The sequence below is a fragment of the Chitinophaga dinghuensis genome (genome assembly GCF_003259435.1).
GTDB classification, from domain to species: Bacteria; Bacteroidota; Bacteroidia; order Chitinophagales; family Chitinophagaceae; genus Chitinophaga; species Chitinophaga dinghuensis.
This window is the reverse complement of sequence record NZ_QLMA01000006.1, coordinates 158,947-184,065: the sequence shown is the minus strand read 5'-3', so window position 1 is coordinate 184,065 and position 25,119 is coordinate 158,947. Positions and strand designations below refer to the sequence as shown.

At 44.3% G+C, this 25,119-nt stretch carries 26 protein-coding genes; 14 read left to right on the top strand and 12 right to left on the bottom strand.

The window, feature by feature from the left end; genetic code table 11:
- Positions 1 to 59 precede the first annotated feature (59 nt).
- The 7 genes from CLV59_RS18370 to CLV59_RS18340 all read left to right on the top strand — a co-directional run bounded on the left by CLV59_RS18370 (position 60) and on the right by CLV59_RS18340 (position 9,941).
- Positions 60 to 929: an AraC family transcriptional regulator gene (locus CLV59_RS18370; protein WP_111593538.1), complete on the top strand. Its 870-nt coding sequence runs from the start codon at positions 60 to 62 to the stop codon at positions 927 to 929.
- Between the two features lie 377 nt (positions 930 to 1,306).
- Entirely contained in the window at positions 1,307 to 1,843 is a 537-nt protein-coding gene (locus CLV59_RS18365) for a hypothetical protein (RefSeq protein ID WP_111593537.1), read from the top strand.
- An 85-nt stretch (positions 1,844 to 1,928) separates the two neighbouring features.
- On the top strand, positions 1,929 to 4,682 hold the full coding sequence (locus CLV59_RS18360; RefSeq protein WP_146616238.1) for a hypothetical protein: 2,754 nt from the start codon (positions 1,929 to 1,931) through the stop codon (positions 4,680 to 4,682).
- Positions 4,683 to 4,862: 180 nt separating this feature from the next.
- A complete protein-coding gene (locus CLV59_RS18355) occupies positions 4,863 to 5,585 on the top strand; it encodes a Crp/Fnr family transcriptional regulator (RefSeq protein WP_170137807.1) in 723 nt (240 codons plus the stop codon).
- Positions 5,586 to 5,597: 12 nt separating this feature from the next.
- Positions 5,598 to 6,530 carry a hypothetical protein gene (locus CLV59_RS18350; protein WP_146616237.1) on the top strand — a complete coding sequence of 311 codons (933 nt, stop codon included), beginning with the start codon at positions 5,598 to 5,600 and terminating at the stop codon, positions 6,528 to 6,530.
- A gap of 522 nt (positions 6,531 to 7,052) precedes the next feature.
- Positions 7,053 to 8,726, top strand: a complete 1,674-nt coding sequence (locus CLV59_RS18345; protein WP_111593533.1) for a response regulator — start codon at positions 7,053 to 7,055, stop codon at positions 8,724 to 8,726.
- Positions 8,727 to 9,131: 405 nt separating this feature from the next.
- Positions 9,132 to 9,941 (top strand): UbiA family prenyltransferase, encoded by an 810-nt coding sequence (locus CLV59_RS18340; protein WP_170137806.1) that lies wholly within the window; start codon positions 9,132 to 9,134, stop codon positions 9,939 to 9,941.
- Between the two features lie 59 nt (positions 9,942 to 10,000).
- Here CLV59_RS18340 and CLV59_RS18335 read toward each other — a convergent pair whose 3' ends face one another.
- The 3 genes from CLV59_RS18335 to CLV59_RS18325 all read right to left on the bottom strand — a co-directional run bounded on the left by CLV59_RS18335 (position 10,001) and on the right by CLV59_RS18325 (position 11,738).
- Positions 10,001 to 10,726 (bottom strand): AAA family ATPase, encoded by a 726-nt coding sequence (locus CLV59_RS18335; protein ID WP_111593531.1) that lies wholly within the window; start codon positions 10,724 to 10,726, stop codon positions 10,001 to 10,003.
- A gap of 20 nt (positions 10,727 to 10,746) precedes the next feature.
- Positions 10,747 to 11,286, bottom strand: coding sequence for a GNAT family N-acetyltransferase (locus CLV59_RS18330; protein WP_111593530.1), 540 nt, complete (start codon positions 11,284 to 11,286; stop codon positions 10,747 to 10,749).
- 71 nt (positions 11,287 to 11,357) lie between these two features.
- Entirely contained in the window at positions 11,358 to 11,738 is a 381-nt protein-coding gene (locus CLV59_RS18325; RefSeq protein WP_111593824.1) for a PH domain-containing protein, read from the bottom strand.
- A gap of 100 nt (positions 11,739 to 11,838) precedes the next feature.
- Here CLV59_RS18325 and CLV59_RS18320 point away from each other — a divergent pair, with 100 nt between their 5' ends.
- The 4 genes from CLV59_RS18320 to CLV59_RS18305 all read left to right on the top strand — a co-directional run bounded on the left by CLV59_RS18320 (position 11,839) and on the right by CLV59_RS18305 (position 15,633).
- Entirely contained in the window at positions 11,839 to 12,981 is a 1,143-nt protein-coding gene (locus CLV59_RS18320) for an alpha/beta fold hydrolase (RefSeq protein ID WP_211323958.1), read from the top strand.
- A gap of 79 nt (positions 12,982 to 13,060) precedes the next feature.
- A complete protein-coding gene (locus CLV59_RS18315) occupies positions 13,061 to 14,365 on the top strand; it encodes an O-acetylhomoserine aminocarboxypropyltransferase/cysteine synthase family protein (protein WP_111593528.1) in 1,305 nt (434 codons plus the stop codon).
- 104 nt (positions 14,366 to 14,469) lie between these two features.
- The gene (locus tag CLV59_RS18310; protein ID WP_111593527.1) at positions 14,470 to 15,006 is read left to right on the top strand and encodes a Crp/Fnr family transcriptional regulator; all 537 of its coding nucleotides are present in this window, start codon (positions 14,470 to 14,472) and stop codon (positions 15,004 to 15,006) included.
- A 54-nt stretch (positions 15,007 to 15,060) separates the two neighbouring features.
- Positions 15,061 to 15,633: a DinB family protein gene (locus tag CLV59_RS18305; protein ID WP_111593526.1), complete on the top strand. Its 573-nt coding sequence runs from the start codon at positions 15,061 to 15,063 to the stop codon at positions 15,631 to 15,633.
- Positions 15,634 to 15,635: 2 nt separating this feature from the next.
- Here the strand turns inward: CLV59_RS18305 and CLV59_RS18300 are convergent, their stop codons facing one another.
- From CLV59_RS18300 to CLV59_RS18290, 3 genes are all read right to left on the bottom strand, one after another.
- The gene (locus CLV59_RS18300; RefSeq protein WP_111593525.1) at positions 15,636 to 16,373 is read right to left on the bottom strand and encodes a protein phosphatase 2C domain-containing protein; all 738 of its coding nucleotides are present in this window, start codon (positions 16,371 to 16,373) and stop codon (positions 15,636 to 15,638) included.
- A 44-nt stretch (positions 16,374 to 16,417) separates the two neighbouring features.
- Positions 16,418 to 16,789: a DUF4260 domain-containing protein gene (locus CLV59_RS18295; RefSeq protein ID WP_111593524.1), complete on the bottom strand. Its 372-nt coding sequence runs from the start codon at positions 16,787 to 16,789 to the stop codon at positions 16,418 to 16,420.
- A gap of 66 nt (positions 16,790 to 16,855) precedes the next feature.
- Positions 16,856 to 17,425: a Crp/Fnr family transcriptional regulator gene (locus CLV59_RS18290; RefSeq protein WP_111593523.1), complete on the bottom strand. Its 570-nt coding sequence runs from the start codon at positions 17,423 to 17,425 to the stop codon at positions 16,856 to 16,858.
- A 48-nt stretch (positions 17,426 to 17,473) separates the two neighbouring features.
- Here CLV59_RS18290 and CLV59_RS18285 point away from each other — a divergent pair, with 48 nt between their 5' ends.
- The gene (locus CLV59_RS18285; protein ID WP_111593522.1) at positions 17,474 to 17,944 is read left to right on the top strand and encodes a nuclear transport factor 2 family protein; all 471 of its coding nucleotides are present in this window, start codon (positions 17,474 to 17,476) and stop codon (positions 17,942 to 17,944) included.
- A 7-nt stretch (positions 17,945 to 17,951) separates the two neighbouring features.
- On the opposite strand, the gene CLV59_RS18280 is transcribed toward CLV59_RS18285, so the two are convergent.
- Together CLV59_RS18280 and CLV59_RS18275 are read right to left on the bottom strand one after the other, a co-directional pair.
- On the bottom strand, positions 17,952 to 18,941 hold the full coding sequence (locus tag CLV59_RS18280) for a DUF72 domain-containing protein (RefSeq protein ID WP_170137805.1): 990 nt from the start codon (positions 18,939 to 18,941) through the stop codon (positions 17,952 to 17,954).
- Positions 18,910 to 19,233: a S24 family peptidase gene (locus tag CLV59_RS18275; RefSeq protein ID WP_111593520.1), complete on the bottom strand. Its 324-nt coding sequence runs from the start codon at positions 19,231 to 19,233 to the stop codon at positions 18,910 to 18,912. Before CLV59_RS18275 ends, CLV59_RS18280 begins: the two co-directional genes overlap by 32 nt.
- A 454-nt stretch (positions 19,234 to 19,687) precedes the next feature.
- Here CLV59_RS18275 and CLV59_RS18270 point away from each other — a divergent pair, with 454 nt between their 5' ends.
- A complete protein-coding gene (locus CLV59_RS18270) occupies positions 19,688 to 19,885 on the top strand; it encodes a hypothetical protein (protein WP_111593519.1) in 198 nt (65 codons plus the stop codon).
- Positions 19,886 to 20,100: 215 nt separating this feature from the next.
- Here the strand turns inward: CLV59_RS18270 and CLV59_RS18265 are convergent, their stop codons facing one another.
- Positions 20,101 to 20,766, bottom strand: coding sequence for a hypothetical protein (locus tag CLV59_RS18265; protein WP_111593518.1), 666 nt, complete (start codon positions 20,764 to 20,766; stop codon positions 20,101 to 20,103).
- 238 nt (positions 20,767 to 21,004) lie between these two features.
- Between CLV59_RS18265 and CLV59_RS18260 the strand changes: the two genes are divergently transcribed.
- Positions 21,005 to 21,583, top strand: coding sequence for a GNAT family N-acetyltransferase (locus CLV59_RS18260; protein ID WP_245950909.1), 579 nt, complete (start codon positions 21,005 to 21,007; stop codon positions 21,581 to 21,583).
- Here the strand turns inward: CLV59_RS18260 and CLV59_RS18255 are convergent.
- The 3 genes from CLV59_RS18255 to CLV59_RS18245 form a co-directional block, all read right to left on the bottom strand.
- Positions 21,556 to 22,380, bottom strand: coding sequence for an SUMF1/EgtB/PvdO family nonheme iron enzyme (locus CLV59_RS18255; protein ID WP_111593516.1), 825 nt, complete (start codon positions 22,378 to 22,380; stop codon positions 21,556 to 21,558). The two genes, CLV59_RS18260 and CLV59_RS18255, sit on opposite strands and share 28 nt — an antisense overlap.
- Positions 22,381 to 22,386: 6 nt before the next feature.
- Positions 22,387 to 23,112 carry a hypothetical protein gene (locus tag CLV59_RS18250; protein WP_111593515.1) on the bottom strand — a complete coding sequence of 242 codons (726 nt, stop codon included), beginning with the start codon at positions 23,110 to 23,112 and terminating at the stop codon, positions 22,387 to 22,389.
- A 114-nt stretch (positions 23,113 to 23,226) separates the two neighbouring features.
- A complete protein-coding gene (locus tag CLV59_RS18245; protein WP_111593514.1) occupies positions 23,227 to 24,996 on the bottom strand; it encodes an oleate hydratase in 1,770 nt (589 codons plus the stop codon).
- Positions 24,997 to 25,119 lie beyond the last annotated feature (123 nt).

Below are 25,119 nucleotides of genomic sequence, written 5' to 3'. Positions count from 1 at the left end.
CTGCCCCAAGCACGGCAGAACAGTGATAAAAAAGGGTTTGTTTTGTACATTTACAGGTTATGACACAAAAATCGCTGCACAGTCCATTTGAAGTAGGCGTATCGGACCTGGAACACTGGAATGAAAGGCCATTGGTACATCATTTCTTTGAAATCGTTCAGGTGATGGAAGGAAATGGTATTCGTACTCTGAATCGTAATAAATACCCTTATACGAAAGGGAATATATTTCTTTATACGCCGCTGGATTGTCGTGGTTTTGAAAGCGAAACGCCGACGCAACTTTGCTCAATTCGCTTTTCAGAAGTCTTTCTCGGCAGTAGTAAATCACCCGCCGATAAAGAAAGAATCTTACAATGGTTGAAACAGCTGGAACATATATTCTTTCACCACAATCGCTTTCAGCATGTACAGATCACCCATACAGGTGATTGCCGTATGATTGGAGAATTTATCCGACAGCTGGTAAGCGAATACGAACAGCAGCGTGACTACCATGAAGAGAACTTACAACATCTTGTTACATTAATACTGAATATACTCACCAGGAATGTGGCAGGCGACAAACCCGCTACGGTGGCCAATACAGAGGAAGAGCCATTAATCAACCGGATGCTGATTTATATTCGTCAATATATTGGAGAGAGTGAAAAACTGAGAGTCGAGCATCTCGCTCAAACCTTCCATTTATCTGTAAATTATGTGGGCGAATACTTCAGAAAGTTTACTGGAGAGAGTTTACAACAATATATCTCACAGTATCGTAATAAGCTGGTACAGCAACGATTGGCACATAGTACCCTCACTATTGGTCAGATTGCCGAAGAACTTGGTTTTACAGATGAGAGTCATCTTAATCGTCAGTTCAGAAAATATAACGGTGTGAGTCCGCTCTCTTACAGAAAAAGTCTTATTTCAGAGAATATATAATTAGACTTTTCTTCAAAACCCTTTTTGCTGGCGTTTCTCAGCGACATATAACGTCAATGCACATACGAAAAAGTAGAACTACGTATACCATCCGTTTAAATACCTTTTAGCACCGTGTTTTCACCCTATTTTTGTGAATGCTCCGTTAACGAGTGTTAAAATCAAAAAAACACAATCCTCCAAAACAAGCCACCACAAAGCGTTTCACAAATAACATATCATTAACCGAAGATGTTTTTAACAAAATTTTAGAAATGGTGATGACGGTCATCAATCTGAAATATTAATAGCTCTAATATTGTGATCGTAAACCGCATGCAAATTGTTAAAATCAATTTCAGGTTTGTTTTTTACCTCAGAACTTAAAACCCAACAAAATGAAAGCTTTGTTCTTATCGGCTGCAATTGCCCTCGCATCCATGAGCTGCTTTGCTCAGGCATCAGATCACGCCACAGTGCACGTTGGTCTGCTTTTAACAAATGTTATTGACATCGACCCTCCAGTACAAGCAATGGGCGCTATCTTCGATGATGCTCATGACTACTGGCATGGTGAAGATCTCCGTGACATTCATGGACATCTGGACGCTGACTTCCATGTTAGTTCCAACCGTAACTTCAACGTTACCATCAAATCTGCATCAGCTACCTTCGCTTACCTGGGTACTGGTACTGGTAACAACGTAATGCCATGCAGCGTGCTGAAATATCACCTGCAATCTAATCTGACTGGCGGTACTAACGGTACTCCATTCTTCTGGAATGCACTTACAGTAGCTCCTGCTCCTTTGATCAACAATGGTATCGCAGGTGGTAACAAACAATTCTCCGTAAGATTCCGTGCAGAACCAGGATGGTCTTACACTGGCGGTCTGTATGGATTGGATGTAATCTTAACAGCAACACAGTTATAATTTCCGTCTCTACTACAGGTGAGCCTTTCTCGACGAAAGGCTTGCCTGTTTTGAAATTTTCAATGTACCCCAACCCCTTGAGATCATGAAATCTCAGTTAATCCGGCTATTGCTCATTGGACTATTTGTCATTTGCAATTTAAGCTGCGTAAAATTATTTGCGCAGTCCGGTGAATCTTTGATGGTACAGCACACTGATTCGCTGGCAGCCAATAAAGAAGCCCAATTCCTGTACAATAACTTTAAGATAACAAATAAACAAAACTCCGAGACCGAGTTTAATATATCTTTGCAGGTACCGGACAACTGGAAACTCCTGGCGCCCGGCCCGAAAGAACAGCAACGAAAGATTGGCCCCAATGCGACAATGACTATTCCAATCATTGTCATGAAGCAACAGCATTCTCCCGCTAAATGGCTTCCTGTTTTAGTAACGATTCGAGAATCTTCCGGAGTTCAACATGTTTATAAATATTACATCAAAGCTGATCCTGTCAGTATTTTCAGGGTTACTCCAATCACTGAAATAGTGCAGCTGCGAGGTACTGAACGAGAAGTATCTATTACTACCAGAGTCAAAAACTATGGTACTATCGATGGCGTTTACAATACCGAATTTAAAGACAATGCCATTGATCTGAACCACATCGTCAAATTTAAACTGGCGCCGGGAATGGACACTGTATTCACATACAAGTTCAAGTTGAATGAAAATCAATGGAACCGCCTAAAAACCGAAAAGATAGGCGTTACTGTTGAAGAAGCTTCCGGTGAAAGCTTCATGAATATTGTGACCATCGAGAAAGTCCAGAGTGAATTAAAATCTAATCCTTCCCCTTATCAAACCTTTCCTCTTTATTGGGAAGCAGGTTATGTTAACTGGGGTAACCAGCAAAGTTTTTATACTGGTATCAGTGGTAGTGCTGCATGGGGAGACCAGAGTCTTTCCTTCTACTACCGTACCAAACAGTATGGCATGGGTAATAACCTGGAAAAAAATGTATTCGGTATAGACTATAATATACCCAAGTGGAACTTCTATGCTGGTAACATGTCAGAAAGTAAGTACTTCTATCTTTACGGTACTGGCGGTAGAGTGACCTATAAATTTACACCAGACGCTTTCATTTCAGCCGCTGTATCCATTCACAGAGATATTCCGTTCTTCACAAGTGATAACGTGACTGTATCTGCTCAGTATCCAATTAAAAAGATAAAGATACTGCAGGCGGTATCACTCAATCATGATACATTATACAATTACAACAGTTTTATATTTAACAATGAGGCGACCATTTTCAACAAAGATGATTTAAAACTGCTGTTCAATGGCGCGATCGGAAAAGACTTCAGCATAGTTAGCATACCAGGGGCTCCGGCAGACGAACTCGGCTACGCTGCCGGATACCTCTTCTCTCTGTCCAGGAAAAAATTAAGCCTGTTCAGTCAGATGCAATACAATTCTGATTCTTATCCAGGATTATACAAAGGACTCAGGATTCAATCGCATACCATCACTTATAAAGTTGGTAAAAGTGGGCTGGGAGCCTTTTATCAGTACAACCGCTCCCCCATCAATACCCTTCGGGATACGGTTTATAATTCTGATATCCTCAATTATGATATCTCCAAATACGGGGTGACATACAGTTACGGGCTGAAAGGTGGTAGTGCGGCCATTAGCGTCGGACGTCTGGAACAAACTGCGGCATTTGTCAATACATTGCCGGAATACTCTCTGCTGGAATTACTGTACACCCAAAAATTCGACAGGACGGCAGGTATTTACTTCAATAGTATTAATGGATACAATAGCTCATATGGTACCAACAAAAAATCCATATTCCTGACCAATACGCTGCTTACAGCAAATTACAAATGGTTTGGAATTAAGGGGTACTATATGCAAACCCCGATGTTTGATCAGACGACCGATAAGAACTTCGTGAGCTACCAACAAACCATCCTGGCGGGCCCGAATTTCACCTTTACGTTGTTCAAAAGAATTAAAGCAAATCTTTTCTACAACTGGTCTAAAACATTATATGACAGTACGATATATAATATAATCGGTGGATATGTCACCTACAGTAATCCCAATAATGGCTTGGATATCCAGGTGACAGCCTCCATTCCGCTGGAGTCTACCCAAAGCGCAGCCCCCAGCGGTATAAACCAGAATTACGTGAGTGTAACTGCCAGGAAAATGTTCAATGTTCCGATTTTCTTCCATAGAAAATACTTTACACTCAACCTTTTACCATTTAATGATGTTAACGGGAATGGTATTATGGATCCCGGTGAGCATACCATCCAAAATCTGGAAGTTAGCATCAACGATATTCCGTTTATCTCGGATGCTTCGGGAAAAATTTCGTATAAAAATGTAGAGCCCGGCCCTTATAAGGTAGAGTTCCGAGCCTTCAATACGATCAAGGGGCTGATTCCCGCATCCGGAAATACACAAGTGATCCCAGTAACCAAAGACATAACCATTACGCTGCCATTCAAAAAAAGCAGCGTTATTTCGGGCTCTCTTAAGATCCTGACAGATTCGCTGGCCGGCACACGGGTACGGCTGGAAAACATTAAAGTAACCGCAACAGATAGTGCAGGGGTAAGTTATAGTACACTTACAGATCTGAAAGGTACATATTTCATCAATGTACCTGCAGGTAAGTATACTGTATCCCTTAACCCCGATGCATTTATTGATAAGATCAGACCAAAGGTGATGGCCTACCCTGTAGACCTGAGCCATGCGACAGAAGGAACAGCAAATTTTGAGATAGTGGATAAGAGTAGGGAAATAAAATTCTTTAAACCAAAACAAAACTAAAACGAACGGATACCCCATGAATTACTGAAACTACTGACCCCCAAACCGCGCTATTTTAAGCATAGCCATTTTTTGGCCCCCAAAAGATTCACCAAAAATTATTGACCATATCCCATTGATTGTTGATTAACCTTTTCAACAAAATCATACGTACGCCCTTAACTATTCTAATTTATGCTCATGATGAAAAAGGTAATGATCACAGACGAAGTTGAGCCAGATAACACTCCTGTTAATCCGGTAACAACTATCAACGAGCTGCTTCAGCTGCAAATGGATGAAGGCAATCTTTTACATCTGAAAAAGAAACGAATCATTTACAGCGAAGGCAAATCTGCAACCTGTATCTTCTATGTTCTCAAAGGCAAGGTGAAAACCAGCAAGTGGAATGAAGACGGTAAGGAGCTGATAACAGGACTCTTCAACGAAGGCGATTTCCTGGGATTTCAGGCCCTCATGGATGGCGGCCGACATCGGGAAACAGCAGAAGTGATGGAAGAAGCTGACCTCGTATTTATATCGAGAGAAGATCTCCAGTTCCTGTTTCGTTACAATAACTCCTTCCTGCTGGATATCATCAAAATCCTCACGAGAAATATTGCAGACAAACAGGAACAAATGCTTCGAATGGCCTACAGTTCCCTGCGGAAAAAAGTAGGAGAAGCATTACTCATCACGTATGAGAAATATAACCCCTCCGGGAGCATCGAATTCAGTCTCAATATCAGTCGGTGTAACCTCGCGGCCCTCGCCGGCGTAGCCAAAGAATCGCTCATTCGTACCCTCAGCGACATGCGCGATGAGCACATCATTGATATACAGGATGGGAAAATCATTATCCTGGATCATCATAAGCTGGAACGTATTATTTACAACGACGACCTCAGAAATGGTAACGCTTAAAATTCTATGATCATGAAAGGACTGCTGCTGGCCGTTCTTGTCGGCTTTCAATTGACTACCTTCGCGCAAGGGCAAGTTCCCGCTGCACCAGGTAAAGTACAACCCCAAACCCCTGCTCCCACTACCAATCCAAAATCGGTCAATGGTGTAGGAAAAGGAGAATCCCAAACATTGGCGCCTTCCCCGTCCGACTCCAGTCCGACGAAAAGATCCGGACTCCTCTTCCGACCGGCTACGATCGACTTTCGGCTGAGCCCGGGCCAGACCGGTATTGGCAAAGTGCTGATCACAAGTGCCATGCCAGTACATAAACAGTTTACAATTTATACCGCGGATTTCGTCAGGGATTCGGCCGGAGGGCATGTATACACTGCCGGAGGTTCTATCCCGCAAAGTTGTGCCAAATGGATCAAACTGGACAAAACCTTTTTTGAAATAGACTCTGGCCAGACGGTTGAACTACCATTCAAACTGGTGGCGCCGGAAGACTCACTCTCCAATGCAGAGATGAAATGGGCCATGATCTTCCTCGAAACTACCCAGGAACAGATTGTAGAAACAGCAGATGGAGTCAGAACCAAAGTGAATGGAAGAATGCGCGTAGGCGTACATATTTATCAAACCCCTCCTGGTATTACGGAGAAGGATGTTGAGATTCAAGGCTTCCAACTTCCCAAAGACAGCAACAGAGTCTGTCTGATCACCTGTAAAAACACGGGGAGAATGCAGCTGGAAATCAATAGCTACATAGAACTCTCCAATAATGCTACAAATGAACGAACGAAAGTATATTTTCCTTTATTCCCCATGTTTCCCGGACAAGTAAGAATAGTTCCATTCCAACTTCCGGATAATCTGCCTAAAGGAAAATATTCATTGATTGGTGTAATAGATGCAGGTGGAGATGTACCGATTGCCGCGGTGCAGGAGAATATAGATATGTAAGGATACCTGTTTTACTCCCCAGGAACGTTTCCACCTCAAGCCCCTCGCCAGCGCATGGCCGGGGGCTTTTTGTCTTACTCCTGGTACTGTTTTCCATTATCCCGGCACTGCTGGTAAGCAAGCTTACATGAAAACTTACGTCTGCAGGTCCTGATAACGGAAACCAGTTAGCAACCAGGTCTTTATCATGGTCGGAAGGATAGTTGATGTTCTATCCAATTAAAGAATATGCCAAATAACATTACACTATTTTACACTACCTTACACAGTAAAAATAATATTATATGTCCGATTCCGAACCAATGAACGTTCACTAACGAACTATATATCAAGGGATGCCAACCGTCTGCGGTATGATAGTAATTATGAAAATTATTACTAAATTACACCCTCCCCGAATCCTGCCTGAATAATATCAGGTTTTACTACAACAAATGTTACGTGTTATGAATACCTTTAGATACAAAATAACCCTGGATTTATCCAGTAATAAAAAACGTGCATCCCTCAAAACGAACTGAGATGTTGAAATTGATCCGGAAAATAATATTTGCCGGGGTGCCACCGGATGCAGGAAACAAGTATAACAGTGTGATTGTAATCAACGCGCTGGCTTTCCTCACCGCGGTATTTCTGGCTATCATTGGAACCTATTTTTACTTTTTGACCAACAGCATCTTCCTGATTGCAGGAGTAATAGTAGAATGTTGTTGCTTCGCTGTAGTGATATATTTCAATTACAAAAAATCCTACGAGTTTGGCACCCTTGGTACCGTATTGGTTCATACAGTATTCGCCTGTTACTTCGGAGCCCTGTTGGGGCCTGCCATGCCGGAAGCCCTGATCACCGCGTTCCTGCTCACCTTCTTAATCGGTTCTTCTTTCTCCGTCTACAGACGTTGGGGAGTACGTATTTTTAGTTTGATAATGGCGATGGTATTATTTGCACTCATCGCGCTGAACAACCGTTATCATTTCGTAGAACCGCTGGCCCTCAGCCCTGCTACGACAGATAATATCAAGGTGATTTGTTGGTTTGCCATGTTGGTACTGATTGGTTGCAGTACCTGGCTGCTGATCAATCAGAATGACCGATCGTTAAAAGAAGTACAGCGATTGAATGAAGAGAAAGCCATTTATCATGCGGAAATTAATCATGAACTCCGCAATACGGTACATACCATCTCTACTTTTGCAGATCTTATCGCTAATAATCATCTTACGCCGGAGGAACAAGCCCATATTGTAAGTTGCCTAAAAAGCTCTTCAGAACAAGCTTTGGATATCATCAATAATGGATTATTGCTGACAAAAATCGAGGCTGGCAAAGATGATCAGGCAGTGGAAAGTGTGGTAGACATTACGCCATTCCTCCAGGATAAGGTCAATATTTTCAAAGTACTGGGAGAACTGGAAGGCAAACAGATTAACCTGCATGCGGCTATTCAACCTGCTATCACTACAGACCGGCTTGCCCTCACTAAAATCGTCAATAACTTACTGACCAATGCCATCAAACACAGTGGCTACGGCGCTGTCATTGATGTACATGCAACTCTACAGGAACATGAACTACAGCTGCATGTCTGCAATCCCGGACATATTGACCAGTCCAGGCTCGCGCAGTTGTTCTTACCATTTGATTCAGAAAATCATTCCCGATATGACAGTACCGGACTGGGATTATATATCACCCATTACCTGGTGACAAGAATGAAGGGAACGATTGCAGTAACTGCTGAAAACGGGGTCATTACATTTACGGTCATACTCCCTGTAAAAGAGGCCCAGCAAACTATTACAACAGAAGAGCGTAAAGAAGAAATTGATTTATCGAGATACAATATCCTTGTGATTGAGGATGATCTGATGAACCAGGTAGCGCTGTCCCGTACCCTGAAGGATAAACATGCAGCCGTAACAGTTACTGGTAGCGCGAGCGAAGGCCTTCATCTTATCCGTGAGAACAAACCCGACCTGATCATCACGGATCTCAATATGCCTGACATGCTGGGAACAGATCTCATTTCCTATCTCCGGCAAGACGATGCGCTCCGGCATATACCTGTTATCCTGATTACTGGCCAAACTATAGAACTCCCTGCCAATGGGTATTCCAACGGCATTGTAAGATTACATAAACCCTTTAAAGTAAAAGAACTCTATCAGGCGGTTCAAACCCAACTCCGTTGCTGATATCCGACGACTGACACTCAGAAAACCCGACCTCACACTTCCCATTACGAACACTCCCCTTCTAATGTTATCGTGTCGCGATAAACAAAATCGCCCCCTGTAACGTTGCAGTTATACATTCCCCCTCAACAACACTAGATAAGTTTCAATCGGTTGACCTACCGCTTCGAATTTGCGGAAATCCCTGCTGTCTCCTAACAGGACTGATTTCTGCATGGCATAACACATTAAAAATAAATAACTTATTTACTGCGGTCACATTTCAGCCATGTTAGTGTAGAAGATTATTGCGCAAGCCACAAGATTAATATATTTATCATATAAGCTCTTAATTATTCTTTTATGCTAACTGTGAATGTACTATTTGAGATTCGTCTAATATGGCGTTTTGTCAAGAACGACCTTATGGACACAATTGTCCCTTGTTTCATCACTTTTCTCACGGCATGGTTTTATGAAGGCAGGCCGATGAGCGATTTGCCTCTGGCTATTTTCACTTGCACGTTGTATACGATGTTTTACATTCTCACATTTTGTGTAGCCAACCAGGTAAATTCGGAAGAAGAAGATGCTATCAACAAGCCAGACCGCCCCTTACCAGCAAAGCTGATTACGAGAAAAGCCGCTATTAGGCGATTAATCATTTACAATGTCCTTTTCATGGTGATTTCCTGGTTCCTGCATGTACTCTTATATGCGATTGCCTGGCAGGTGATTACCATTGTACTCTGTGGTTGGGGAAGTCGGCACTGGGTTACGAAGAACCTGGTCTGCATCTCTGCCGGCACAGTGGCACTGTTGGGAGCAGAATGGCAACTGGCCACTAACCACATCGGCCATAATGTATGGCTCTTTATTATTTTCCTCAGTGTCTGGGCTGGATTTGGTCTACCGGTGCAGGATCTGAGGGATCAGGTGGGAGATGCGGTCATGCATCGTAAAACATTGCCCTTACAGTATGGAGATGCCAGGTCCAGGAAGATGTTGTTTGTCTACTTCCTCACCATCTCCCCTTTACTATTCTGCCTGGCCATCGTCAGTCAGAATAATTATTCTGCCTGGGTGATTACCCTGATAGTGGCACAATACCTATACCATGCCATTATTGCCTTCAGAGTGGTAAAATACCGAACCAGCAAGGCGGACGACAAAACCTACCATTATTTCGTTTACATGTTCATCGCTACCATACCGATGATCTGTTTTCTGAAATAAAAAAAATTCCCAGTTGCAGAAAGTCTGCAACTGGGAATTACGTATATGCTTACTAGTTACTATGCGCTGGCTAATTCCAGCGCAGCGGTTTCCAGTTCCTGTATGATTCGTCCTTTCATGGTTGTATTGATATAATCCTCTGCTTCTGCATAGGAGATATCGTACTTGCGGGGAAGGTTCCGAAGATGTTCCGGGAATCGTTCCAGTTTCTTTTCGTAATACAGATCCAGCATTTCCTGTCCTGGCAGCTCGTACTTTAATTTCAGTTGAAAGCGACGCAGCAGTGCGGGATCGATCAGGTCATAGAAATTGGTGGCGCATACCAGCATGCTATCCTGAGGGAAATAATCCACCAGTTGCAACAGGGTATTGACGAGTCGGCGCATCTCACCAGAGTCATGATCGTCTGTGGAACGTAATTTCCCGATTTGATCAAACTCGTCCAGGAAGAGCACTGCTTTATCCCGGATGGCTTTATCGAAAACTGTTTTCAGGTTATGGGAAGTTTCTCCCAGTTTGGAAGAAACCAATGTACTCAGGTTCAGAATAACAATACTTTTGCCCAGGGCAGCCGCAATGGCTTTGGCGGTGGTGGTTTTACCGCATCCGGATTGCCCGTGTAACAGTATTTTGTTATCTACCGGAAGCTCATACTGCCGGAGGGCATCGATATGACGATGTTCCTTAATCACCTGTTCCAGGATGGCCTTATTGGCATCGCTGAAGAAAACATCTTCCAGGGCTATTTTCCTGGGATCAATAATTATCAGATCAAATATGCTCATCTCACTAAATCTGCACGCAGTTATGATTGGGGCTGTACCCAGTTTTCCCGCGTGATTTCATATACAAAATTATGTCTGTTCGGTTCTCCGTAATAGGCTACTTCCTGCTCGCCAACCTTCACTGCGCCAATGCGTTGAATCGCTATCTGAGAGCGAATATTGCTCGCTCCAATATGAAAATGCACCTTATCTACAAACTGAAAAATATAATCCAGCATTAGTTTCTTTACAGAAGAATTGATACCTGCGCCCCAGAAGGCAGTACCATAGAAGGTATAACCTATAAAGATACTGTTGGTTTCCGGATCATAATCATAAAAACGGCTACTACCGGCTACCTTTCCGCTGGTTTTATCAACGATTTTAAATGCGCCGCCACTTTTCATCGCCCCTTCAAAGAAGGACCGGAATACAGGTTCCTGCCAGCGGTCTTTATTGGGATGTTGTTCCCAGATTTTAGGGTCGGACGCTACTGCGAAGACCTCCGTAAAATCTGTTTCCTGCAACGGTACCAATTGGGCCCGCTCATTTTCCAGTGTGGGTTGTATGGAGAAATTCATATATAAAATAATAAGTTCAGGTTCACATCTTCGGACACAAAAATAAGTATTTACATCGGATGTATTTTCGTTTAGCCGAGTACGTAATTAGCCAGCACTTTCTGCACTTCGTAAACATCTACTGATTTAGTGAACTGTTTTACTACGCTGGGATTGGCTTCTGAGGACACCCAAATTTTCAGTTCTGCATCCAGATCAAAGGTACCTGCAGTTTCCACGCTAAACCGGGAAATGCTTTTATAGATAATACTGCGGTATTCAATTTTACTTCCTGTAAGTCCTTGTTTTTCTACCAGTATCAGGCGTTTGTTGGTAAAAAGAAAAACATCCCGGATCAGTTTGAACCCCATTTCTATGTGTTCGGTAGCGATCAGCAGTTTGCTGTATTCCTTCACCAGCTCTTCCTGGCTTACTGCGCCGGCATTGCCCATTAACCCTGAAAATAAACCCATATCGTTGTTGCTTTTGGTACCGGAAAGATAGGATAAATTCGTACATTCGGAAGCCATCTTATAAGAGGCTCATACCCAAATTCACAACAACTATTAGATCATGCTTCAACCAAAATTCAGGCAAGATTGCCAGCACCCTATGTGGTTCACCCTTCGCCAATTGCCATTCATCTTATTCCTGGTATTTTTTGCCGGCCTAGCAGCGGAAGCACAGCAAAGCCCCCCTGCAGTACGCTATGCTTCCGGACGAAAAGTAATTAAAGATATCAGTACTATCCTCAATCCGGATGGTATTCAGGAAAACTTCGAAGCGCCTATTGGTGGGATAAAGCAATGGGTATTTGTACGAGGTCAGGATACAAGTAATCCCATTATACTTTTTGTACACGGAGGTCCGGCTTCTCCTATGGCGCCAGTTATGTGGACTTTCCAACGTCCGCTGGAAGAGTATTTCACGGTAGTGCAATATGATCAGCGCGCAGCCGGAAGAACTTACCTGGCCAATGATACCGCCGGACTGGGCGCCACTATCCAGGTCAAAACTTATGTGGATGATGCTATCCAGCTGGCAGAAATGATTCGTAAGAAATATCATAAGAAAAAATTGATTTTGGTGGGACATAGCTGGGGCACCATTGTGGCCATGCATGCCGCGCTAAAACGCCCTGATTTGTTCTATGCCTATATCGGAATCGGGCAGGCCATCAATGTCATGGAAAATGAAAAAGTCAGTTTCGAATTCGGCATGCAGGAGGCTATCCGGACAAAGAATGATACTGCTATCCAGGAAATGAAAAGTATTGCGCCTTATCCGGGCAATAAGCCGGTTACCCGGGAACGTATTATCATTGCCCGCAAATGGCCGCAATATTATGGCGGATTGGCGGCCTATCGGCAGGAGCCGCAGTATTATTACAGTGCGCCATACCTTTCCCCGGAATATGCGCCGGAAGATGTTCCCGCCATCGATTTGGGCAGTATGTTCACGTTAGGGCGGGTACTGGATGAGTTCCTGACCACCGATTTCAATGGAGTAAAGGAATTCCCTATTCCTGTATTGATGTTTATGGGGAGACACGATTACACAACCCCCAGCGCCCCTACCGATCGCTGGCTGAAGGCGGTGAAGGCTCCCTACAAGAAAGGAATCTGGTTCGAACATTCCAGTCACCTCCTCCCGATGGAAGAACCAGGCAAACTACTGCTCTCCTTTATGCAGTATGTACGACCTCTGGTAAAATAATTTCCGTTCTGTTTTGAAAATACAATTAGTCTACATATTTTGTAGACTAATTGTATTTATCAACGATAAACAGACGGTTATGTCCAAGAAACCTTTACATTTCGACACCTTGCAGGTGCATGCTGGCTATCAGCCTGACCCAACTACTCATTCCGCAGCAGTTCCCATCTATCAAACTACCTCTTATACATTCGACAGTGCAGAGCATGCGGCTGATTTGTTTCAACTGAAGCAGTTTGGCAATATCTACACGCGCATCATGAATCCTACAACGGATGTATTTGAGAAGCGGGTAGCAGCCCTGGAAGGCGGCGTAGGCGCATTGGCGGTGGCTTCCGGGCAGGCGGCGCAGTTTATTGCGTTGCATAATATACTCTTGCCTGGCGATAACTTTGTCACTTCCTCCTATCTGTATGGAGGTACATATAACCAGTTTAAAGTAAGTTTCAAGCGTATAGGCGTGGATGCCCGTTTCGCGGACCTGGACAATCCTGCATCTTTCGAAGCGCAGATAGACGAGCATACGAAAGCCATATATGTGGAGACGATTGGTAATCCGGGCTTCGCTATTCCAGACTTTGAAAAGATCAGTGCCATTGCGAAGAAACATGATATTCCATTGGTAGTGGATAATACTTTCGGGGCGGCGGGCTTCCTGGCCAGGCCGCTGGAACATGGCGCTAATGTGGTGGTGGAAGCCGCTACCAAATGGATTGGCGGTCATGGTACCAGTATTGGCGGCGTCATTGTGGATGGCGGCAATTACAACTGGGGGAATGGCAAATTCAAACAGTTCAGTGAGCCGGATGATGCTTATCACGGTATGAAATTCTGGGAGGTATTCGGGTCTCACAGTCCTTTTGGCAATATTGCCTATATTATTCGCGCCAGGGTGGCTGGTTTACGTTCCTGGGGCCCTGCCCTCTCGCCACAGAACGCCTTCCTGTTTATCCAGGGACTGGAAACATTGTCGCTCCGCGTACAAAGGACGGTCGACAATGCGCTGGAACTGGCTAAATGGCTGGAGCAGCAACCGCAGGTCATCAGTGTAAATTATCCGGGGTTACCAGGGAACAAATACCATGATCTGGCGAAGAAGTACCTTCAGAACGGATTTGGAGGCGTGTTAAGTTTCAAGATAAAAGGTGGCCGAGAAGCTGCCGATAAGTTCGTACAGTCGTTACAGTTAATATATCACCTTGCCAATGTGGGCGATGCTAAAACCCTCATTATTCACCCGGCCACTACCACGCACCAGCAGCTCAGCGAAGAGGAGCAACTGAAGGCAGGCGTAGCGCCAGGATTACTACGGATTTCTCTGGGCCTGGAACATATAGAAGATATCAAAGACGATATATCCCAGGCATTTGCGGCCCTTGGATAACATTATACCGTGTGGAGCGTCGGTTGTCTCCCTACAGGAAACAACCGATGACTCCTTCAATCCGGCAAATTTGTCTATCTTAACGGCGTTGAAATAATGTACTGATGAGCGCTGGTCCTGATATACTCTCCAAATTCCGGGAAGAAAACCTTTTTGACAAGCCATTAACTCCTGCCCGAAATACGCTACTGACAAAGGCTGGCAGCGTAGATACCAATATTTACCTCGTGGAAGAAGGTAGCGTCAGACTCTTTATGGTGGATGGAGAAGAAGAACGCATTATTCGCTTTGGTTATCCTGGAAGTATCATTGTTGCATTAGATAGTTTTTTGACGGGCCGGGCATCTGGCTATTATTTGCAGGTAATCCGTAAAGCCAGAATTGGCGTCATTCCAAAATCCCGTTTCCAGGAATTTATACATGCCAGCGAGGACCATCTGGCTATGTGGGTGGCTATTCTGGAAGACCTGGTGCTGCAACAGTTGGAACGGGAAAAAGATTTACTGATTCAATCGCCCGGAGAACGCTATGCCAGGGTACTTCAGAGAAGTCCCCAACTATTTCAGCATATCCCGCATAAGTACATTGCCAACTATCTTCGTATGACCCCGGAAACATTATCGCGACTCAAAAAATCTTGATTTCAATCAAGATTCCGTAAGCTGAAAATGGGGAGTTTTGTAAAAAAATAGCACATGACCATTGCATCTTCAGCGTTAATAGCCTCCCTCCAGGAACTCACCCGTGAGCATATCAGCTTTGCACAAGCGCTTCAAAAGGAAGATCTTACCCGTTTGAACTGGCGTGAGCACAATAACAGCTGGAGTATGCTGGAATGTATAGCGCATCTTAACCGGTATGGCGACTTCTATCACCCGGCTATCAGCAAGAGTTTGCGGTTCTCTATCACCACTCCTGCCACTCTTTTCAAAAGCGGCGTTATTGGCAATTACTTTGTGAAATTAATCACCGCAGATAGTAAGATGAAAACGCCTAAACCGATGAACCCTATTCACCAGGAGCTTACAGTGGCCGTCATAGCGGAATTTATACAGCAACAGGAAACCATGTTAGCATTATTGGAGCAAGCAGCCTCTTTTGATCTCAATCGTGTACGCACCTCTATCAGTCTCACAAAATGGATCAGGCTTAAGTTGGGCGATACGCTTAGATTTGTTATTTATCATAACATGCGCCATTTAAAGCAAATTGAGCGCATACGTAATGTACAAGACAGATTATCAGCACGTTCCACCGAGGTTATTTAAAATTAATCTGGCAGCATAATACGAATAACCGCCAGGTCGTCCATGGGTTTTAATCCTGCCTGTTCCTGGATTTCAATCACCTTACGGTTAAGCATAAACGTAGTTTCACTGGCGTTTGTATCACGCAACAGGTAATCGGGAATATTGTATGCCGCTGCATATTCGCCGCGGTCAAAAGCGGCGAAGCTAAAGATGCCATCGCTGCACAGACTTAAATCCCGGAAACCTTTCACAGAAAGCAGTTGTTGCTGGGCTGCATACCAGGAATCGAAATCTTTCTGGAGATGATAAGCAGGATAATCCGGCCGGTTATCCTGGTCAAATTCATGATACTGGCCATCTATGTAAATCAGGCCATCCCCCAGGCAGATGATTTCCGCCTCGCCTGTATCTGTATTAACAATTGCCATGAGTAAGGTATGCAGCATTTCTTCCAACTGCAGTTGCAAATGATTTTTCATTGCTTTGAGTTCTTCAAAGAAGCGTTGCAGGAGCTGGCGTTGCAAAGTTTTCAAGGATGGCGTCTGTTTCTCCAGGAAGGATTTGTAGTTAAACTCGCGGGCAAGTTTCCTGAAAATCCGGGCAGAGAGCGCGGTAGCAAACTGGCTGTCGGTTCCTGCAGAGCAGCCGTCCATAACAACAAATAGATGGGTATTATCGGAAAGGGTATCTGTGAACAGGTAATCTTCACAATGATGGGTGTGATAGACGCCCATTTGAAGGGTGGTGTATACTCTCATAGAATAGCGATGAAAGATAATACATCCTTCGCGTTCAAAGAAAATTATTTCCGTTCTTGTGCCTGACCAATCATTCCCAAATGTGTGTGTTTGAAATCATCTTCGTATTTAAGGCCATATCCCAGCATGCGGTCAAAGGAGCTGTGAGCGAGGAGTAACAGTCCGGCAGTGAGTAACAATGGAATATTCAGCCAATAGCCTGCTGCGGCAATCAGAATAGCCAGGCCTCTGTGATGAAAGAGATTATATGAAAGTGCGCCTATACGCGGGCCGGCCAGGTAACCGAGCATGGATAAATCAGGGAGCAGGAAAAGTGGAATCCACAGCCAGAAAGAAATGCCTGGGGTAAAATGAACCATCAGGAAAACGGATAATGCTGTAAGGAGGATTTCTTCTGTTTGTAATGTCTTTTTCATTTGGCTTGTTTGTGGATGTAAAGGTATCCGGCAAACAGGCTCCTTTTCTTGACAAAAATCAAGAAGTTACATCAGTTGTTTTTTTCTGATTCTGCTAAGTGTTTCGGGTGTCATGCCTAACATAGAGGCGAGGAATTGCAGCGGCACCTGGTTGAATAAAGCAGGATGCTGCCCGAAGAGCCACTGGTAGCGTTGTTCAGCGCTCATGGCAAGGAGATTAAAAACACGGTCTTCCATATACGTAAAACAGCGGGCTATAAACTTCTTCTCCAGTTCATGCCAGGCAGGCATTTGTTCACCGAGGGCGAGATAGTCTTTTTTATGAATGGTAAACAGTTCACAGTCTTCCAGTGCTTGTATACTCCAGCGGGATGGTTTTCCAAACATGAGTCCATTCAAATCTGTCATAAAGTAGGCAGGGGTACCTATCCATTGCGTCACTTCTTTTTCCGGTAGTTGCACAAAAAATCTGGTCAGACCTGAATGTTGAAAGCTAAGCGTATCGCATACCTGACCTGCTTTGAGATAGTATTCCTGTTTGCGTAGTTGCTGTGGTTTAAAATAGCTGGAGATGGCGGCCACATCTTCTTCCGGTACGCCAAAGTAACTACTGATATATTGTTCTAATGCTGTCATATTCTTACTAGGAACGAAGATAGAAAAACCCTAAATTACAATAAAAAAATGCGGACCTGTTTAATCCTGGCGACCCTGTTTATTCTTTCCGGAAAACTCTATGCACAATCTGCTGAAGATGAAGTAAAAACAGCTGTTAATAAGCTTTTTATCGCGATGCGAACTTCGGACAGCGCCCTGCTAAGTTCTTGTTTCCATGCCAACGCCATAGTACAAACCATTGGAAAAGGCCAGACTGTAAAACCCGAATCTGTAGAACGTTTTGCCAGTGTAATTGGCCATGAAGTGAAAGGATCGCTGGATGAACGTATTTACTACAAGCAGATCAGTATAGATGGTAATTTGGCTAGTGTGTGGACTCCCTATCGGTTTTATCTAAATGATCGCTACCATCATTGCGGCGTTAATTCCTTCCAGCTGGTAAAAATCAACGGCGTATGGAAGATCCAGTACCTGATTGATACTCGTCGTATGGAGGACTGTGTGGAGGAAAGTATGGTCGTGTCTCCCGGAAAATAAATTTCCGTCAGAACAGCGACATCTGGGTTTCCTGCGTTGCGATGCCAAATACTTCTTTCACTTCTTTGTAGAAAGCGGCTTCATGTTCCCCTTCATGTACGTGAAGGAAGAAAAAGATGCGTTCCAGTCCGGCGGCTGTCCAGGCGTCCAGGCGCGGTTTCCATTCCAGCAGCCGTTTCAGGTCTGCAGGGTGATTTCCTTTTGTCACGAAGCGCAGGAAAACATCTGGAGTGGTGAGGCCCATATGGAGGCAATCGCGGCGGCCGGGCGTATCTGTGATAACAGCGCCGATGCACATTTCGCGGAGTGTTTTGAAATATTCTCTGAGTTCAGTTGGGTTATTGTACCAATCGGCATGGCGAACTTCCACGAAGAAATCGATGTCTTCCGGGAGGGATTCCAGGTATTTGAAAAGGGTGGCTTTTCGGGCGGGAGAAAACTGTTCTCCTAATTGCAGGAACACGGGACCTAGTTGGTTGCCGAAAGCGCGGATGCCATCTAAGAAAGCGTTTGTTTCATCTGTGGCATTGAGGAGGGAGCTATGGTGACTAATAGATTGCGGATATTTTGGGCAAAAGAGAAAATCTTTGTTTTTCACTTTCTCTACCCATTTCTGTACTTCTGCGGGAGAATAGATTTTGTAATGGGTGGCGTTGAGTTCCACGCATTGAAAGATGCGGCCGTATTCTGTTAATTGATTAGCGGTGCTGACGCCTTTGGGATAAAGCGTATTGGTATATTCTTTCCGCGTCCAGCCGGAAGAGCCGATCCTCAGCGTGCCGGGTCCGGGAATACCGGAGAGTGTGCGGGCAGTGATGGGATGATCCGGTGGCAGTGGAATGATAGCCTGATCGTAATGTTTCCAGTTCGCGCCAAAATCCATAGTAGTTAAAAATAAGTGTGCAAGATAGCCATAAAAGCGGTGTAATGCGCCATTACCGCAGTATACGGGTAATAAAAAAGGATTATTCACTTTTGTAAATAATCCTTTTCTCATACTCTCCGAGGATGACCTTGCCGTAGATCGTTCGCGTCCAGCCATTTTCAAATCCATGATTATTGGCGATCAGGTAGCCTTTGCCAGCGTCTCGCTTGATAATTTTATGGGCATCAATGTAGTGGCCTTTTACTTTACAGAATACAATATCGCCGATGTGGTATTCTGTTTCCTTTTTAAAAGTGAGGAGTGTGCCACTTTTCAATATTGGCAGCATAGATGATCCGAAAGCCTTCATACGGCCGGTTCCGAGGGTTTCAAGATCAGATTTCAAACGTTCAAATTTGTTCATAGTTCCTTTTTTTTTGACGTAGGTACGGTGAGACGCGTACCTGCATTCAGGGTTTAATTCATCATTGCACCGAGATATATCGTGCAAAAAATTTATTTCATTTTTGAATCGCTATACAGCGATGTTACGTAAGTGTAATAGGTTATATTCGCAATAGCGCGATGTTATTTTACACAAGGAAACTTATGCAGTAAACGCATGCGAATGTGCTAAAACAAGTTGTCAAAAAAAGCGATAGAAAAGGCAATGTGAGAAGAAGGTATGGACTGGGATCACAAACAATCTATCAAAATTTTCAGGTGCAAATATCTGATTTTTTTTGATAAAAAAGAAAAAGATAATGGTGGCACTTTAGCACCCGTCGGCATGCTGTTTGCTCTGTTCGCTATACAACTATTCACCGACTGAGTTGTTAGTTTTGGGTAGCTTTTTTTAGCAATCAAATTTTATCCTTATGACGACAAACCAAACAGTTAACAAGGATTGGAAACCCTTCCCTCAAAATCCAAATCAGCCACATGTACCGGACGAAAGTGGCGACAGTCTCTGGGACGCAGTACTTGCACAACCTGATATTCTGGATGAAGAAGAGGAAGAGGAAATGGAAACGCCCGCACCAAAAGAAACAAAAACAGGTGTATCGGAGCAATGAGAAAGTCGTATGATTTGCACGCACATACGACCATTCAATTAACATTCAAAATAAGATTATTGCTTATCAAATGACACTTGCCAATTGGTGTCACATTTACAGTTGAACCACATCACTAACGCAGGTACCTGCGTTAATGGAAAGTCTTGCTGCGGCGAAATCGCAGGGGCCGTTTTACGTTTCATGCGATGGCTTAATTTATCATTGATTAAGCGTTACAGCAGGATTTTCCAGAAAGGTTCAAAATGAATTGCTGCGAAGATCCTATCGTGGAAGTCTCCGTTTTTCCCATAGGAATTAACGGACATAATATCCTGTATGCTTCCGGGTAGATGCCAATGTTCATCCTTTACATGTTGCTGCCAGCCTTGTTTTCGCCAGATGAGTCGTTTAGCGTTCATGGCATGGGCCAGTTCGGTGGCTTGTAATTGTGCTGCTATTGGCAGGTCTTTTTCTATTGCCAGAACAGCCATCCATTCAAATGCGACAGGATTCCTGCCGTAGGCATCCCGTTCATTGCAGATGCTGAAATATACGTCAGGAGCCGCTTCCAGCTTGGCGCATACGCCTCTGGAGGGAGTCCATATATCCAGGTGATGAAAGCGTCGGAGGCCAGTATGTGCGTGCAGTGTCCATTTGTCATGGCCGCTGTCATTCCAGGTGAGCTTTCCTGTTTTGTAGGGTTCGAAATAGCTGGAATTAGGTTTAGGTACGTACTGCAAAGTACCTACGCCTGTTTTCTTATAGTGGATGGAGGCTTTTAGAATAACGTCCAAAACAGGCGCTATCTGTGTTTTCCATAGTTGCTGCTGCCAGGGTGCAGTGCTCCCTGTAGTGTCTCCGAAAAGGATAAAAAGATCATAGTTTCTGCTCCAGTTCATATTCTTAGCCGTTTGAGCGGGTAGTGACAGCGTGTGCTGGCTGTCTCCCTATCACTTATCATATACATAAATAAGCAGCATATCTGATGCGGAAATGCTGCAGTCAAATATCGTTTAATTATCTATATCAGGGTTATAGTTTGGCAGGAGGTTATATTCTCTCAAAATAGTAGCTACGTTTATGCATTCCTGTTACTGGAAAGATCCGTATCTTTCGTGCCCAAAAACGGAAAACGTGATGCACCTCATTCCAACTGAAGTAAGTAACAATGATGAACTGCAGCAGATTGCAGCGCTTTCTCTGGCCAATAGTGCCGCAGGCTTGACAGCGGAAGAAAAAGCAAGGGAAGGATTTCTTACCTGGTCTTATGAACTGCCGGTATTGCAGCAGTTGCATGCGATAGTTCCCAGTATCATAGTAAAAGATGGCGATAAAGTAGCAGGTTATGCGCTGGTGCTCACCCGCGATGCTGCGCCTGTATATGAGCCTTTACAGGATATGCTCCAAATGTTGGAACCCATTATTTATGCGGATAAACCGTTGTCTTTGCATGATTTCTATATCATGGGACAAATCTGTGTGCATCCGGATTACAGGGGGAAAGGCGTATTTCAGTTGCTGTATGATTACCACCGTGAGCAATATGCAGGTCGGTATAACTTTTTACTGACAGAAATTGCCGTCACCAATTTTAGATCACAACGGGCGCATGAAAAAATAGGGTTCCGCAAAATTCATACGCATACGGATAAACTGGGCGATTGGGATGTAGTGGTTTGGGACAGGGGTCATGGCTTTACCACGCGGAAACCCTGATTACTAAAGGAGGCGTGTGGGTTCACATTGCCGATATTTACAGAGTTGAAATAGTTGCAGGAGTTTTTACTGCACCACCAGGAACCTCCCCTGGCGTGAACGATTTTACTGTCAGGCTTATCCAGCGGGGCTTTGCCGGAACAGAATTCAAACACGTTACCATACACATCATATAATCCCCATGGATTCGGCTTGAAACTAGCCACTGGCGAGGTATACATGAAACCGTCGGAGCTGTCGGCTACCAGATGGTTTCGGCCATGCCAGATATTGGCGTATTTACTGATGGTTTCTTTTTTGTTGCCCCAGAAAAAGCGGCTTCCGCTTTTTCCAGCGCGGGAAGCGACTTCCCATTCATCCAGTGATGGTAATCTGTAGCCTGCCCAATGGCAGAAAGCCATAGCGTCTGTAAAGCTGATGGTCGTGACTGGATGGTTCATCTTTGCATCAATCCCTCCCCTGCTGATACCGTTGGGATAGCGCCAACAGGCGGTACTGTCTTCCAGCCAGCGGAACTCTTCCAGGCCAGGTGCAAATACCATCGCATTGTGTTTTCGTTCTGCTTCTGTCACATAGCCCGTTGCCGCCACGAAAGCGGCAAATTGTTCATTGGTAATTTCGGTAACGGATATACGAAAACTATCCAGCGTTACTGTACGTAAGGGATTGGAGAGATAGTTCTTCTCCCCTACCTGGTATTTTCCGGCTGGTACAGTATTAAAAACGGGAGGCCGCAGCTGCTGCGCCTGACAGCAAACCACTATCCATAACAGCAGCTGCAACAAGACCCATTTCATGCGATATTATTTACGGTAAGTTTTATAGAAATCGTTGATGCGTTGCAGTATCAGCGTTTCGTTGGCACTGTTGTAATCAATAAAGGAACTATAATCGGATCTTTCGCTGTATAGTTTCTTATAAGTTACAGAGGACAGGAAAGGCTGGTATTTATTGTTTTTCATGAACAGCAGAAAGATGGTCAGGATATCATGGTCCTTTTTATCGCGCAGATAAAATTCCTGGAGGAATGGAATCATCTGGACAGCGTTCATGTCTACGATGGCGGTTTTATAGTTGGTACCCAGGCGTTTACTACGCAATGTGGATTCTTTGATAATCGCCACTACAGAGTCTTCATTCTGTTGGAACCAATTGAACTGTCGTTCGCTCCATTGCATATCATTGAATGAATTGGGAATTTCACCGAAGATTTTCTTTTGTTCATCCATGATGGGGGGAATGGCATCGCAGTTCTGGGCGTAGGTTTCCGCGTGAATCATATGATAGGTGAATTTCTCGCGGAGGCTGAGGCCATTGTAAACTTTTGGGGCCAGGGCGCTGGTTTCATCATCCACATCTTTTATGTCAGCAATGAGGGCTTTCACTTTTGCAAGGCCATATGGCGGGATGGTCACCTTATTTCTGTAGTGATTGTATTCTTCACTTTCTTTGCTGGGTTCACGGTATTCCTGTGCGAGGGCCGTTGTCAATGGTAACAGCATCACGGCTGCTAAAAATATTCTTTTCATTCTAATTCATTATGATGGCAAATGTATTACTTATTCAGGAGATACCTAATATGATCAGATGAAAAAAGGGCCTGCGCTGAAGACGCAGGCCCATGCTACGGAATTTTATTACGGTCAGATTAATCCTGCATCTTTCAGCATTTCGTACACCATGGTACCTTTGCTTTTATCGATAGTTTTTTTCTCAATATATTTTACCAGCAGGGGAACTTTGATATCGAGTATTTTCTTGCCGTCCATGAGTCGCGCTGAGGAGCTGAGTAATGTACGTATATCAAATGCGGATGCAAAGACTTCCGGTACTCCCCTGTCTACATTCAGAAGCTGGTAAACGGCCTCCATGGCGGTACGTACGGAATACTCCGTGGTAAATACCGTATCTCTTTCTGTTTCCGCGAAATTCCCGATGAATGCCAGGTTAACGGCGCCTTCCGGCACTACTTGTGGCCGGTCGCCCAGTGCCCGGGGCATGAAATAAGACATCACATAGGGCATCATGCAAGGGATGGTATTGGCGGAGTTGGTGGCCAGTTCATTGATATCGGCGGGCGGAACGCCCATATGGTACAGCCATTCGGCGGCGATTTCAATGCCGTTGCATTCCTTCATTGTTTTTTTGATGAAATCCCCGGGTTTATCGGAGAAGAGGCCGTAGATCCAGCCTACCAGTTGATTTTTTCCCTGGGATTTGAAATGCGGTTGCCGGTTGAAGGTCCAGCTGAGCAGCCAGCTGGAATCCTTTACAGATACGATTCCTCCGGTCACCACTTTTCCGGCGAAAGGATCTCGCTGACAGATTTTCTCTATGTAGGGAGGTATTTTATCATCCAGTGTGGTGACAGTAGCGGAAACGAAATTTGTTTGCTGGATATTTCCGCAGAACTTCATGGGATTACCAAAAGCTTTATCCTGTTTCGCCAGGTTCATCCAGAGATTCCAGCTACCGCCGGGAGAATCATCTAATATGGCTGCATTATGCTGATCGCCGTAGGTGGAGCATTCTGTGATACTTCCATTGGTTACAAATACGAGGTCATTTTCTGTGAGGGCGATTTCTTTTTTGGTGCCGCCTTCTTCATAAATGATTTTACGGGCAATTTTTCTATTGTTAGACGTTTGTACTTCTACGTTTTTCACCTGGGCATCGTAGATAATATTCACGCCATTTGATTTGAGGAAGGATATCAGGGGAAGCACCAGCGATTCATACTGATTATATTTGGTAAACTTCAGGGCGGACAGGTCTGGTAATCCGCCAATATGATGGATGAAGCGCATGATGTATCTTCTCATTTCCATTGCACTGTGCCATTCTTCAAAGGCGAACATGGTGCGCCAGTAGAGCCAGAAATTGGAGTCAAAGAATTCCTGGGTGAACACTTCGTTGATGCGTTTATCGTTTAGCTGATCTTCTGCGGTGAGGAAGAGTTGAATGATTTCTTCAGTGGCTTTGTCAGAGAGCGTGAATTTTCCATCAGTGCGGGCGCTCTGGCCTTGCTTCATGGTGGCGCGCATCAGCGAATAATTCGGGTCTTTCTTATTTAACCAGTAAAATTCATCCAGTACAGAAGCATCTTTAATTTCCAGGGAAGGTATGGAGCGAAAGAGATCCCAGAGGCATTCAAAATGATTTTCCATTTCGCGGCCTCCGCGAATGATGAATCCTTCCTGTGGCTGGAAAATACCGTCCAGGCTACCTCCTGGCAATTTCAGTTCTTCGAAGATGGTAATTTTATCGCCTTTCATTTGTCCGTCGCGGATAAGAAATACCGCAGCGGCCATGGAGGCCAAACCGGCTCCAATCAGATAGGCGGATTTTAATTCTACATTCTCAGGTTTCACTGGGCGGGCGAACGCTTCATAGTTTCCGTTACTGTAATACATGGTTTTTCTTTGCGTTAAATAGTTAGCAAATAAATACGGGTTCTTCGTTGCAGATAAACAACAACCGCCAGATCGGGAATGTTCAACTGATAAATCCCCTTTTTCCGGGATTGCCACAGCTAA